The organism is Lelliottia amnigena (genome assembly GCF_019047465.1).
GTDB classification, from domain to species: domain Bacteria; phylum Pseudomonadota; class Gammaproteobacteria; order Enterobacterales; family Enterobacteriaceae; genus Enterobacter; species Enterobacter amnigenus.
Genome location: NZ_CP077236.1, coordinates 629,984 through 643,196 on the forward strand (window position 1 = coordinate 629,984; position 13,213 = coordinate 643,196).

A 13,213-nucleotide genomic window follows, 5' to 3' on the forward strand; every position below is an offset into this window, starting at 1 on the left:
ACGATTATTTTGCTGATTCAGCCAGTGATAGCGTCGACTGTGCGCGCCAGCGCAACCAGTCAATGACCACAAAAAGCAGCAGACTGCATCCCATCACTGGCATTGCCAGCCCCAGCGCGATGCTTACCATGAGCGAGACAATCCGTCCGCTCACTGGCAGCGCCAGCCAGCACTGACAAAGGGTGAGTACAGGGTTGCTTGCCGACTTCGCCGGGCGTCGCATCCACCACATTCGATACCCCCAGACAATCAGCACGCACAGTGCGATACCGAAAGCGATCAGCACCAGCTGATTCGCCAGCCCAAAGAGAATCCCCATGTGGAAATCGACACCCCAGCGGGTCAGCTTCGCCATCAGCGGGAAATCAGCAAAACGCGTGCGATCAAGGATTTGCATGGAATGCGGATCAATAGCGACCGCATCAACCTGTGTCGGCCAGCCACGATCAATTTCCGTCACGGTCCACGCCTGATCGGCCATTTTTGCCGGTCGAATCTCCAGCTTGCTGGCATCAATTCCAGCTGCTCGTGCGGCAAGAAGACTGCTGTCGAAAAGCGTCAGATCCATTGCCGTCTCAGGCATCATCATCGCACTGTGATGCCCGCGATGTTCAGCGTGAGGATCGACCGCTTCCGCCGCGCCCTGCAGTTTGGTATTGATCTGAGGCGTTAACCAATCCATTTCAGCGCGCAACTTATCGACATTTCCCCCCGCCCATTGGGACCAGGTGAGCCCGGTGGCGGAAAACAGCAGCATGCCCCCCAGGAGCACCCAACCTAACGACGCATGTACGCGACGACGGTTCTGGAATCGATTGTTGATACGCCGTTTTGGACGAGTGTAAAACCACAGTGCAATCCCACCCAGTGCGGCAATCCACATCCATGACGCTGCCAGCTCGCTGTATAAACGGCCAACATCTCCCAGCATCAGTGAGCTATGCAGATAATCGATGGTCTGGCGTAGTGGCAGGATCCCGCTGGTTCCATATACCGTCATATCGCCACGTACCGCAAGACTGACGGGATCGATAAAAATAGCCCGATGTTCCGACGGCCCAAGTTGTGGATCGGTAAACATCACGCGAGTGGTTTCATCGCTCGCCAAGCCCGGCCGTACGGCATGGAGACGTAAGTCCTTACCCACTGCTTTTTCAGCCACTGCAATTTGTTTAGCCAAAGACTGCGGTTCACCAGTCACTTCGCCGTACAGCGCAGGCTGATAAATATAAGTCTCAAGCTGCGGCGTCGCGACGTACAAGGTTCCGGTAAGCGCGGCAAAAAAGATAAACGGGCCGACAAATAGCCCAATATAAAAATGCAGGCGACGTAGCAGGTTCCCCCATGCTGCGCGCGGAGTACAGGTGGTCATACTTTTCCTTTGTGCAGGTAAAAAGTTATCGGCACACCCAATGAGGTGTGCGTTTTATTTTTAACGGGAAAAAGCTGCCCACTGCGGCGGCGCGCGGGTATCAGGATATAACCAGGGGAAATAGTGCCAATGGCTCGCCACCGGGCGTGGCAGTTTTATGCTAAGCCTCTGCAAGACGGCACTGAGCAGCACCACCAGGGCTAAAATCATCCCTGGAACATGCGCCATCAGCACACAGTACCCGCACGCTTCAGCATGATCGACAGGTATTGAGTGTGTGGTGGTATCACCATGATGATCATCCATTGGCATAGCACTCATGTCGTGATGCATGCCAGGCAGGGTGCTCATGGGATCTTTTTGCAGCGAGATGGAGATAAGAGGAGCGACCACGATCAGCAAGATCGCAAACAGCGCGGTCCAGGCCGCTGCGCGTTTCAAGGCTGAATGATGCAGTGCGTTATCCAATTGCCCTCCATTGAAGAGGAGGCATTGTAAATGATTTATGAAAAGATGGTTAACATCGTGGAGTCATTTGCATAAAAAAGGGCCGGCCTTACGGCCAGCCCTTTTTAACACGGATGTCGCTTAAGCGCCAAGACGCTCTTTGATACGAGCTGACTTACCAGTACGCTCACGCAGGTAGTACAGTTTAGCTTTACGAACGGCACCACGACGTTTAACAGCAATGCTGTCAATAACAGGAGAGTGAGTCTGGAAGACACGCTCAACGCCTTCGCCGTTGGAAATTTTGCGAACAGTGAATGCAGAATGCAGACCGCGGTTACGAATAGCGATAACCACGCCCTCGAATGCCTGCAGACGTTTTTTGGTACCTTCAACAACCCATACTTTCACTTCCACGGAATCACCCGGACGGAATGAAGGTACGTCCTGCTTCATCTGCTCTTGTTCAATTTGCTTAATAATGTTGCTCATAATTTAATCTCTTATCCTGGGTAAACTGATATTTGGGGGCTTACGCCATCCCATCATGTTTATGCTGCTGGTGTGCGTGTTCTTTTTTGAACTCGGCCAGCAACTTTGCTTGCTCTTCAGTCAGAGCCAGGTTTTCCAGAAGTTCAGGTCTTCTAAGCCAGGTGCGGCCCAGCGACTGCTTCAAACGCCAGCGACGTATCTCGGCATGGTTACCTGACAGTAAGACCGCCGGTACCTCCATCCCTTCTAACACTTCAGGACGAGTATAGTGTGGACAGTCCAGCAATCCGTCGGCAAAAGAATCTTCTGTTGCCGATGCTTCATGGCCCAGTACACCCGGAATGAACCGGGCTACGGAGTCAATCAGCGTCATTGCCGGTAACTCACCACCGCTGAGAACGTAATCGCCGATAGACCATTCTTCATCAATCTCGGTCTGAATTACACGCTCATCTATCCCTTCGTAGCGACCACAGACCAGAATCAGTTTCTGATTCGTTGCCAGTTCGCTCACGCCCGCTTGATCAAGCTTGCGTCCCTGAGGTGACAGATAAATCACCTTTGCGCCTTCACCTGCCGCGGCTTTTGCTGTATGAATCGCGTCCCGTAAAGGTTGCACCATCATTAACATCCCCGGTCCGCCGCCGTAAGGACGTTCGTCCACGGTACGGTGCCGGTCATGCGCGAAGTCGCGAGGACTCCAGCTCTGGATGTTCAGCAGGCCTTTTTTTACTGCCCGGCCAGTTACCCCGTAATCAGTAATCGCGCGGAACATTTCAGGAAACAGGCTGATAATGCCAATCCACATAGCGCCGTCTTTTACCGTTTATCCGGAGAATTTAAAAACCAGGATCCCAATCTACTTCAATCGTACGAGTAGTGAGATCGACTTTCTTGATAACCTGTCCATCGAGGAACGGAACCAACCGCTCCTTGATGCCAAATGCATCTTTCAGGTTTGCCTTAATGACGAGAACGTCATTTGAGCCAGTTTCCATCATATCAATGACTTTACCGAGCTCGTATCCTTCCGTGGTCACTACCTGGCAACCCATAAGGTCTTTCCAGTAGTAGCCATCGTCAAGCTGTGGCAACTGCGACGAATCAACGACAATTTCGCAATTCGTCAGGAGATTCGCAGCATCGCGATCGTCAACGCCTTTCAGCTTGATCACGATATCCTGATTGTGGCGACGCCAGCTTTCCAGCTCGACCTCTTCCCACTTACCGCCTTTCTGGATAAACCAGGGCTGGTAATCAAAAATGCTTTCAGCGTCTTCAGTGGAGGAAAACACTCTGAGCCAACCACGGATACCGTAGCAAGAACCCATTTTTCCCAATACGATCGGTTCAACAGGTGCTTTATTGCTCATCATGACCACCGTGACAGATTAAGCTGCTTTGTTTGCTGCTTTGATAAGCGCTGCAACGCGATCGGAAACAGTCGCGCCCAGGCCAACCCAGTGAGCGACACGATCCAGATCCAGACGCGTTTCTTCTTCTGCACCGCTAGCCAGCGGGTTGAAGAAACCAACGCGCTCGATGAAGCGACCGTTGCGTGCATTACGGCTGTCAGTAACAACAACCTGGTAGAACGGACGCTTTTTCGCGCCGTGACGTGCTAAACGAATAGTTACCATAACATCCTCTTGTGTGAATAAAACACTGGGCCCCATCGAGGAACGGAGCCCAGTGTCATATTAAAAGCCCGAAAATTTTACTGATTTCTGGAGAAAATGCAATCAACACTTGATAAGTCTGATACGAAAGACCGTCAGCGGTGCAGCCAGTTTGGTGCTGGCGTGCGCACAGCCACCGGAGCGTACATGTAGTACGTGAGGATGGCGAGCACACTCCAGTGCCAAAATGGCAAACAAGCCAGGTCGATCAGCGGCCAGGGAAGCCTGGCGGCATCATGCCCTTCATGCCACGCATCATTTTCGCCATACCGCCCTTCTTCATTTTCTTCATCATGCGCTGCATGTCGTCGAACTGTTTCAGAAGACGGTTAACGTCCTGCACCTGCATACCGCAACCGGCAGCAATACGGCGTTTGCGTGAGCCTTTGATGATTTCTGGTTTTGCGCGCTCTTTCAGCGTCATCGAGTTGATGATCGCTTCCATACGCACCAGCACTTTGTCATCCATCTGCGCTTTCACGTTGTCAGGAATCTGGCCCATGCCCGGCAGTTTGCCCATCAGGCTCGCCATGCCGCCCATGTTTTTCATCTGACGCAGCTGTTCCAGGAAGTCGGTCAAATCAAAACCGTCGCCTTTTTTCAGCTTGCTCGCCAGTTTCTCAGCCTGCGCACGGTCAACCTTGCTCTCGATATCTTCGATAAGCGACAGCACGTCGCCCATACCGAGAATACGCGAAGCAATACGATCCGGGTGGAATGGCTCCAGCGCGTCGGTCTTCTCGCCCACGCCGAGGAACTTAATCGGCTTACCGGTGATATGACGAATAGAGAGCGCTGCACCGCCACGGGCGTCGCCGTCCACTTTGGTCAGTACAACGCCGGTCAGCGGCAGCGCTTCGTTAAACGCTTTTGCGGTATTTGCCGCATCCTGGCCCGTCATGGCGTCGACAACAAACAGCGTTTCTACCGGATTGATCGCGGCATGAACTTGTTTGATTTCATCCATCATCGCTTCATCAACGTGCAAACGACCGGCGGTATCCACCAGCAGCACGTCGTAAAACTTCAGTTTGGCTTCTTTCAACGCGGCATTGACGATATCAACCGGTTTTTGCGCCACGTCGGAAGGGAAGAAATCGACCTCAACCTGCTGCGCCAGGGTTTCTAGCTGCTTGATCGCCGCAGGGCGATAAACGTCGGCAGAAACAACCAGCACTTTCTTTTTGTGCTTTTCGCGCAGGAATTTACCCAGCTTACCGACACTGGTGGTTTTACCCGCCCCCTGCAGACCGGCCATCAGAACGACCGCTGGCGGTTGCGCGGCCAGGTTTAGAACCTGATTTTCTTCGCCCATCGCCGCAACCAGCTCGTTACGCACGATTTTGACGAACTCCTGACCCGGCGTCAGGCTCTTATTCACTTCATGACCAACCGCTTTTTCTTTCACACGGTTGATGAATTCACGCACGACCGGCAGCGCCACGTCGGCTTCGAGTAACGCCATGCGCACTTCGCGCAGCGTCTCTTTAACATTGTCTTCGGTAAGTCGTCCACGGCCGCTGATGTTGCGCAGCGAGCGCGACAAACGATCGGTTAAATTATCAAACATTGTCTCTCGCCTGATGTAGAAACGTTGGGTCGCCACAGCGACACATACACAGAATTTTGCCGGAGTATAACATGAAGGCGTCTTTGTTGTTATGCAACGGTTGGAGCACGCGTCACGTAACGTTATACTGCTTATCTTTCTTATTCAGACAACTGTCGACGCCTATATGCCTGTTTTCGCACTGATCGCCCTTGTTGCCTACTCTTTCAGCCTTGCGCTGATCATTCCTGGCCTGTTGCAAAAAAACAGCGGCTGGCGACGGATGGCTATTTTGTCGGCAGTGATCGCACTGGTGAGCCATGCGTTTGCCCTGGAATCGCGTATTATTCCAGGCGATGGCAGCGTACAGAATTTGAGCGTGCTGAACGTCGGTTCGCTGGTGAGCCTGATGATTTGTACGGTGATGACCATCGTCGCCTCTAAAAATCGCGGCTGGTTATTGCTGCCAATTGTTTATGCGTTCGCGCTCATCAATCTGGCTTTCGCGACTTTTGTGCCAAACGAGTTCATCACGCATCTGGAAACCACACCCGGCATGATGGTACACATTGGGCTGTCGCTTTTCTCCTACGCGACGCTGATTATTGCCGCATTGTATGCAATGCAGCTGGCGTGGATTGACTACCAGCTAAAAAACAAAAAGCTGGTATTCAACCAGGAAATGCCACCGCTGATGGTTATAGAGCGCAAGATGTTTCACATCACCCAGATTGGCGTGGTGCTGCTCACCCTGACGCTGTGCACCGGTCTGTTTTATATGCAGAATTTATTCAGCGTTGAGAACATCGATAAAGCCGTGCTCTCTATCATCGCGTGGTTTGTTTATGTTGTCCTGTTGTGGGGACATTATCACAAGGGCTGGCGCGGTCGTCGCGTTGTCTGGTTTAACGTCGCAGGCGCTGGCATTTTGACCCTGGCCTATTTCGGTAGCCGCGTCATACAGCAGTTTGTCAGCTAAGCAATAAAGGAGTTCCCCCTGGAACACATCTCAACCACCACGCTGATCGTTACGCTGATCGTCATGGTGGTCATCTCCGCCTACTTCTCTGGCTCGGAAACCGGCATGATGACGCTAAACCGCTACCGGTTACGTCATCGCGCTAAACAAGGCAACCGTGCCGCACGCCGCGTTGAAAAGCTGCTCCGCAAGCCTGACCGCCTGATTAGCCTGGTCTTGATCGGTAATAACCTGGTCAACATTCTGGCTTCTGCGCTGGGCACCATCGTCGGGATGCGCCTTTACGGCAACGCAGGCGTGGCTATTGCCACCGGCGTACTGACGTTTGTGGTGCTGGTTTTCGCCGAAGTATTGCCAAAAACCATCGCCGCGCTCTATCCCGAAAAGGTGGCCTATCCGAGCAGTTTTCTGTTGGGGCCATTGCTGATCCTGATGATGCCACTGGTCTGGTTGCTCAACAAAGTGACACGTCTACTGATGCGCTTAATGGGCATTAAAGCGGATGTCACCATCAGCAGCGCACTCAGCAAAGACGAACTGCGCACGCTGGTGAACGAATCACGCTCGCAAATTTCCCGCCGCCACCAGGACATGCTGCTCTCGGTACTGGACCTGGAAAAGATCAGCGTCAATGACATCATGGTTCCGCGCAATGAAATTGTCGGTATCGACATCAACGATGACTGGAAAGCGATTGTCCGCCAGCTCACGCACTCGCCTCACGGACGTATCGTGCTGTATCGTGATTCGCTGGATGACGCCATCAGCATGCTGCGCGTGCGCGAAGCCTGGCGACTCATGCAGGAAAAGAAAGAGTTCACCAAAGAGGTGATGCTGCGTGCGGCTGATGAGATTTACGTGATACCTGAAGGCACACCGCTCAGTACCCAACTGGTCAAATTCCAGCGAAATAAAAAGAAAGCGGGTCTGGTGGTGGATGAATATGGCGATATTCAGGGGCTGGTCACCGTGGAAGACATTCTGGAAGAGATTGTCGGCGATTTTACAACGTCAATGTCGCCGTCACTGGCAGAGGAAGTCACGCCGCAAAATGACGGCTCCGTGCTGATTGATGGCAGCACTAACGTTCGCGAACTCAATAAAGCATTTAACTGGCACCTGCCGGAAGATGACGCGCGCACGATTAACGGTATGATTCTGGAAGTGCTGGAAGAGATCCCGGCAGCCGGAACGCGCGTGCGTATCAGCCAGTACGATATTGATATTCTGGATGTGCAGGAAAATATGATTAAGCAGGTGAAAGTCATTCCGGTTAAACCGCTGCGGGACAGCGTCGCAGAATGAGAAATCCCCTCTCCGTTAGGAGAGGGGAAACGGAATTAGCCCTTCGCTTTCGCGACAGTGACCATGGCAGCACGAATTGTACGGCCATTCAGCGTATAGCCTTTCTGCATCACGGCCAGCACGTTACCGGCAGTAACGTCTTCTGACTCAACCATCGCAATGGCCTGGTGAACGTTCGGGTCCAGCGCTACGTTAGTCTCTGCAACCACTTCAACGCCGAACTTACGCACCACATCCAGCATGGATTTCAGCGTCAGTTCAAGACCTTCAACCATCGCCGTCATATCCGGATTCGCTTTGTCTGCCACTTCCAGCGCGCGATCCAGGCTATCAATCACCGGCAACAGCTCATTGACGAATTTCTCCAGCGCAAATTTATGCGCTTTCTCAACGTCGAGCTCAGTACGACGACGCAGGTTTTCCATTTCAGCTTTAACACGCAGCACACCTTCGCGCTCACGATTCTGCGCTTCAGTTAACTGAGCTTCCAGATTCGCAATTTTTTCATCGCGCGGGTCCACCTGCTCAGCAGAAGCGTCTGGCTCTACAGCCTCAACTTCTTCATGCTGTTCCGTGATAATTTCTTCAGGGGCTTGCCCCTCAGGCGTTTTCTGTTCTTTACTACTCATGAATTTCTCCGCGTTTTTTCTGCATTCATCTCGCTAACTTCGCTTATTATGGGGATCAGTTTCCGGGATTCAAGGGAACAAAGCACATTGTCACCATCATTCGGCACAAGGACCTCCAGAAAATGAATAATCATTTCAAGTGTATTGGAATTGTCGGACATCCACGTCATCCAACCGCGCTGACGACACATGAAATGCTGTATCGCTGGCTGTGCGCGAAAGGTTATGAAGTGATGGTTGAGCAGCAAATTGCCCAGGAATTACAGCTTAAAAATGTGAAAACCGGCACGCTGGCGGAAATCGGACAGCAGGCCGATCTCGCGGTCGTGGTCGGCGGTGACGGCAACATGCTGGGTGCCGCACGAACGCTGGCGCGCTACGATATTAAGGTCATTGGTATCAATCGCGGCAACCTGGGTTTCCTGACCGATCTCGACCCTGACAACGCCCATCAGCAGCTTGCTGATGTACTCGATGGTCATTATATCAGCGAAAAACGCTTTCTGCTGGAAGCGCAAGTATGCCAGCAAGACTGCCAGAAGCGCATCAGTACGGCGATTAATGAAGTTGTGCTGCACCCTGGGAAAGTCGCACATATGATTGAATTTGAAGTCTATATCGACGAAGTTTTCGCCTTTTCACAGCGCTCTGATGGGTTAATCATTTCGACACCCACTGGCTCAACGGCATATTCCCTTTCCGCGGGCGGACCGATTCTGACTCCGTCTCTGGACGCGATCACGTTAGTTCCCATGTTCCCGCACACCCTCTCTGCTCGCCCGCTGGTGATTAACAGCAGCAGCACGATCCGACTACGCTTTTCACATCGTCGTAACGACCTCGAAATTAGCTGCGACAGCCAGATTGCCCTGCCTATCCAGGAAGGTGAAGACGTGTTAATCCGTCGTTGCGACTACCATTTAAATCTGATCCATCCAAAAGACTACAGCTATTTCAATACATTAAGTTCGAAACTCGGCTGGTCGAAAAAATTGTTCTAATTTTTGCATCCAGTACTTTACTGTATAAAAAACCAGTTTATACTGTATGAAAATACAGTTATGGTTTTTCATACAGGAAAACAATTATGCTGGCACAACTGACCATCAGCAACTTCGCCATTGTTCGTGAACTTGAGATCGACTTCCTGAGCGGAATGACGGCCATTACCGGTGAAACCGGTGCGGGTAAATCTATTGCCATTGATGCGCTCGGCTTGTGCCTTGGCGGTCGTGCCGAAGGCGATATCGTACGCTCAGGCGCAAACCGCGCCGATCTCTGCGCACGTTTCTCCCTTAAAGACACCCCTGCCGCCCTGCGATGGCTTGAGGCGAACCAGCTAGAAGATGGACGTGAGTGTTTACTTCGTCGCGTGATCAGTAGCGATGGTCGTTCTCGCGGCTTTATCAACGGTACTGCGGTTCCTCTGTCCCAACTTCGGGAATTGGGCCAGTTGCTGATCCAAATCCACGGTCAACATGCCCATCAGCAATTGATTAAGCCTGAACAACAAAAGTCCCTTCTCGACGGCTATGCAGGTGAGTATGCGCTCACTCAACTGATGGCTGAGCACTATCGTCAGTGGCATCAAAGCTGCCGCGAGCTGGCCCAGCAACAGCAGCAAAGTCAGGAACGTTTAGCGCGTGCCGAACTGCTGGAGTATCAGCTTAAAGAACTTAATGAATTTCAGCCACAGCCAGGCGAATTCGAACAAATCGACGAAGAGTACAAACGACTGGCGAACAGCGGCCACCTGATTTCAACCAGCCAGCACGCCTTAAATCTGCTGGCCGATGGTGAAGACGTCAACCTGCAAAGCCAGCTGTATAGCGTTCGCCAACAGGTGACTGAGCTGGTGGGACTGGACAGTAAACTTTCAAGCGTAATGGATATGCTTGAAGAAGCGGCGATTCAGATTTCTGAAGCCAGTGAAGAGCTGCGCCATTATTGTGAGCGTCTGGATCTTGATCCGAATCGTTTGTTTGAACTTGAACAACGCATCTCCAAACAGATTTCTCTGGCACGTAAACACCACGTCACGCCGGAAGAGCTACCCAATTATCATCAGTCTTTACTGGATGAGCAGCAGCAGCTTGACGATCAAGCCGACTCTCTGGAAACCCTTGCACTGGCGGCGAATATTCACCATCAGCAGGCGCTGGCCACAGCCAAGCAGCTTCATGGGGTACGCCAGCAGTACGCTCAGGAATTGAGTCAGCACATTACTGACAGCATGCATGTATTATCAATGCCACACGGCGTCTTTGCGATCGACGTCAAATTTGAAGAACAACATCTCACCGCCGACGGTGCAGATCGTGTTGAGTTTCGCGTAACAACGAACCCAGGACAGCCTTTACAGGCGATCTCGAAAGTGGCATCGGGCGGTGAGCTTTCCCGTATCGCTCTGGCCATCCAGGTGATTACTGCACGTAAAATGGAAACGCCAGCACTGATCTTCGATGAAGTGGATGTCGGGATCAGCGGCCCAACTGCTGCCGTTGTGGGCAAATTATTACGCCAGTTGGGTGAGTCTACCCAAGTGATGTGCGTCACTCACCTTCCGCAGGTGGCAGGTTGTGGGCACCATCATTTCTTTGTGAGTAAAGAAACGGATGGCGAAATGACAGAAACCCATATGCAGCCGCTTGATAAACGTGCGCGTCTGCAGGAGCTGGCACGACTGTTGGGCGGTAGTGAAGTCACACGAAATACGCTCGCAAATGCCAAAGAACTGCTGGCTGCATAAACTTTTTCGGGATCTCAGGGTCATACAGAACAACAAAAACGCCGTCAGACCGGTTTCAAAGTGGGGCAAGGTCTATTATCATCGGCATATAACATATGAGCCGCGTATTGCTCGGGCCCGAAAAGGAATCAAATCACTATGCGCTGTAAAACGCTGACCGCTGTCGCAGCGGTTCTTCTGATGTTGACCGCAGGTTGTTCCACTCTGGAGCGAGTGGTTTACCGTCCTGACATCAACCAGGGGAACTACCTCACACCTAACGATGTGTCAAAAGTTCGTGTCGGTATGACACAACAGCAGGTCGCTTATGCACTGGGAACCCCGATGATGTCCGATCCATTCGGCACCAATACCTGGTTCTACGTTTTCCGCCAGCAGCCTGGTCATGAAGGCGTAACGCAGCAGACGCTCACGCTGACCTTTAACAGCAGCGGTGTGTTAACGAACATTGACAACAAACCGGCTCTCACCAAAGAGTAAGTTTTCAGAATTGAGAAATGCAAAAAGGTGCTCATTGAGCACCTTTTTTATTACCTCTTCTGAAGCCAGCGAGAGAAGTTTCTACTTCCCTGCCTTCTCCGCGCGCTGACGACGCAGCTCTTTCGGATCAGCAATCAGCGGACGATAAATCTCAACGCGATCGCCATCATTCAGCACATCGCCCAGCTTAACGGGCCGGCTGTAGATGCCCACTTTATTCTTAGCCAGGTCAATGTCGCGACGAAGTTCCAGCAAACCGGATGCCCGGATCGCGTCCTCAACGGTTGCGCCCTCATCCAATTTTACCTGCTGCAGATACTGCTTTTCAGGTAATGCGTAAGCGACTTCGACAGCGATCTTACGCGACACTGTAAACCTCTTTCGCACGGACAGTGAACGCCTGAACCATATTCGCAGCCAACTCCTTGAAAATCCGACCAAACGCCAGCTCAATCAGCTTATTGGTAAATTCGAAGTCCAGATGAAACTCAATGCGGCACGCGTCAGCACTCAGTGGCGTAAACTTCCAGCCACCCATCAGCTTTTTGAACGGGCCATCAACCAGATGCATCAAAATGCTCTGATTGTCGGTCAACGTGTTACGGGTGGTAAACGTTTTACTGATCCCCGCTTTCGAGACATCCACTGCCGCCGTCATCTGAGTCGGACCGGCTTCCAGCACTCGGCTTCCGGTGCATCCCGGAATAAACTGTGGATAGGACTTAACGTCGTTCACTAACTGGTACATTTGCTCCACGCTAAAAGGAACAAGCGCAGTACGGCTAATCTGAGGCATAGCATTTTCCATGGTCACACAACCAACAAATAATAACATTTATCCCTTGTTAAAAAAACGGCAGGCCTCATCTCGTGCTAAGATAGCGCGTTAGACCTCACAGGACGCAGTCGCAATGAGGTTACTTTTTGAAATCAGATTACCTATGGTTTTACGACACTTATGACGAAGAAAAAAGTACATAAACCTGGCTCGGCCACCATTGCGCTCAACAAGCGTGCCCGCCATGAATATTTCATTGAAGAAGAATTCGAAGCTGGTCTCTCCTTACAGGGCTGGGAAGTGAAATCCCTGCGTGCGGGGAAAGCCAATATCAGCGACAGTTATGTGATTCTGATGGATGGCGAAGCCTTCTTGTTCGGCGCGAACTTTACGCCGCTGGCTGTCGCCTCTTCCCACTACGTTTGCGACCCGATTCGCACCCGTAAGCTGCTGCTGAATCAGCGCGAGCTGGAATCCCTTTACGGACGCATTAACCGTGAAGGCTACACCGTCGTTGCGCTCTCGCTGTACTGGAAGAACGCCTGGTGCAAAGTCAAAATTGGCGTGGCGAAAGGTAAGAAACAGCATGACAAACGTTCAGATCTGAAAGATCGCGAATGGCAGGTCGATAAAGCACGAATCATGAAACACGCGGGGCGGTAATCCCGCGTAAATTTTATACAGATTACAGTAATTTAAGAACTTGACCTTCCGGACTGGCGTCTCTGTTCGCAATTCTGGTATACTGAGTTCA

The 13,213-nt window shown here is 51.8% G+C and carries 16 protein-coding genes; 6 read left to right on the forward strand and 10 right to left on the reverse strand.

What is annotated here, in order from left to right; all coding sequences use genetic code 11:
• Window positions 1-4: 4 nt before the first annotated feature.
• From I6L74_RS02955 to ffh, 7 genes are all read right to left on the reverse strand, one after another.
• Entirely contained in the window at window positions 5-1,372 is a 1,368-nt protein-coding gene (locus I6L74_RS02955; protein ID WP_059177793.1) for a PepSY-associated TM helix domain-containing protein, read from the reverse strand.
• Between the two features lie 60 nt (window positions 1,373-1,432).
• Window positions 1,433-1,840, reverse strand: coding sequence for a DUF2946 domain-containing protein (locus I6L74_RS02960; protein ID WP_059177792.1), 408 nt, complete (start codon window positions 1,838-1,840; stop codon window positions 1,433-1,435).
• Window positions 1,841-1,960: 120 nt separating this feature from the next.
• Entirely contained in the window at window positions 1,961-2,311 is a 351-nt protein-coding gene (gene rplS, locus I6L74_RS02965) for a 50S ribosomal protein L19 (protein WP_059177791.1), read from the reverse strand.
• A 40-nt stretch (window positions 2,312-2,351) separates the two neighbouring features.
• Complete coding sequence (gene trmD, locus I6L74_RS02970) at window positions 2,352-3,119, reverse strand: tRNA (guanosine(37)-N1)-methyltransferase TrmD (protein ID WP_015960082.1); 768 nt, start codon at window positions 3,117-3,119, stop codon at window positions 2,352-2,354.
• A 31-nt stretch (window positions 3,120-3,150) separates the two neighbouring features.
• Window positions 3,151-3,687 carry a ribosome maturation factor RimM gene (gene rimM / locus I6L74_RS02975; protein ID WP_059177790.1) on the reverse strand — a complete coding sequence of 179 codons (537 nt, stop codon included), beginning with the start codon at window positions 3,685-3,687 and terminating at the stop codon, window positions 3,151-3,153.
• A 15-nt stretch (window positions 3,688-3,702) separates the two neighbouring features.
• Window positions 3,703-3,951, reverse strand: a complete 249-nt coding sequence (gene rpsP, locus I6L74_RS02980; RefSeq protein ID WP_059177789.1) for a 30S ribosomal protein S16 — start codon at window positions 3,949-3,951, stop codon at window positions 3,703-3,705.
• 247 nt (window positions 3,952-4,198) lie between these two features.
• Window positions 4,199-5,560 (reverse strand): signal recognition particle protein, encoded by a 1,362-nt coding sequence (gene ffh / locus I6L74_RS02985; RefSeq protein WP_059177788.1) that lies wholly within the window; start codon window positions 5,558-5,560, stop codon window positions 4,199-4,201.
• 166 nt (window positions 5,561-5,726) lie between these two features.
• Between ffh and I6L74_RS02990 the strand changes: the two genes are divergently transcribed.
• Window positions 5,727-6,518: a cytochrome C assembly family protein gene (locus I6L74_RS02990; protein ID WP_041689707.1), complete on the forward strand. Its 792-nt coding sequence runs from the start codon at window positions 5,727-5,729 to the stop codon at window positions 6,516-6,518.
• Window positions 6,519-6,536: 18 nt separating this feature from the next.
• Complete coding sequence (locus tag I6L74_RS02995; protein WP_059177787.1) at window positions 6,537-7,823, forward strand: HlyC/CorC family transporter; 1,287 nt, start codon at window positions 6,537-6,539, stop codon at window positions 7,821-7,823.
• Window positions 7,824-7,858: 35 nt separating this feature from the next.
• Here I6L74_RS02995 and grpE read toward each other — a convergent pair whose 3' ends face one another.
• Complete coding sequence (grpE, locus tag I6L74_RS03000; protein ID WP_059177786.1) at window positions 7,859-8,452, reverse strand: nucleotide exchange factor GrpE; 594 nt, start codon at window positions 8,450-8,452, stop codon at window positions 7,859-7,861.
• Window positions 8,453-8,574: 122 nt separating this feature from the next.
• Between grpE and nadK the strand changes: the two genes are divergently transcribed.
• From nadK to bamE, 3 genes are all read left to right on the forward strand, one after another.
• Window positions 8,575-9,453, forward strand: a complete 879-nt coding sequence (gene nadK / locus I6L74_RS03005; RefSeq protein ID WP_015960089.1) for an NAD(+) kinase — start codon at window positions 8,575-8,577, stop codon at window positions 9,451-9,453.
• 86 nt (window positions 9,454-9,539) lie between these two features.
• Window positions 9,540-11,201 carry a DNA repair protein RecN gene (recN, locus tag I6L74_RS03010; protein WP_059177785.1) on the forward strand — a complete coding sequence of 554 codons (1,662 nt, stop codon included), beginning with the start codon at window positions 9,540-9,542 and terminating at the stop codon, window positions 11,199-11,201.
• Window positions 11,202-11,339: 138 nt separating this feature from the next.
• Complete coding sequence (gene bamE / locus I6L74_RS03015; protein WP_015960091.1) at window positions 11,340-11,681, forward strand: outer membrane protein assembly factor BamE; 342 nt, start codon at window positions 11,340-11,342, stop codon at window positions 11,679-11,681.
• An 81-nt stretch (window positions 11,682-11,762) separates the two neighbouring features.
• On the opposite strand, the gene I6L74_RS03020 is transcribed toward bamE, so the two are convergent.
• Window positions 11,763-12,050, reverse strand: a complete 288-nt coding sequence (locus I6L74_RS03020; RefSeq protein WP_059177784.1) for an RnfH family protein — start codon at window positions 12,048-12,050, stop codon at window positions 11,763-11,765.
• Window positions 12,040-12,477, reverse strand: a complete 438-nt coding sequence (locus I6L74_RS03025; RefSeq protein ID WP_041689497.1) for a type II toxin-antitoxin system RatA family toxin — start codon at window positions 12,475-12,477, stop codon at window positions 12,040-12,042. The genes I6L74_RS03020 and I6L74_RS03025 overlap by 11 nt, the downstream gene beginning before the upstream one ends.
• 162 nt (window positions 12,478-12,639) lie before the next feature.
• Here I6L74_RS03025 and smpB point away from each other — a divergent pair, with 162 nt between their 5' ends.
• Window positions 12,640-13,122, forward strand: coding sequence for an SsrA-binding protein SmpB (gene smpB, locus I6L74_RS03030; protein WP_059177783.1), 483 nt, complete (start codon window positions 12,640-12,642; stop codon window positions 13,120-13,122).
• Window positions 13,123-13,213 lie beyond the last annotated feature (91 nt).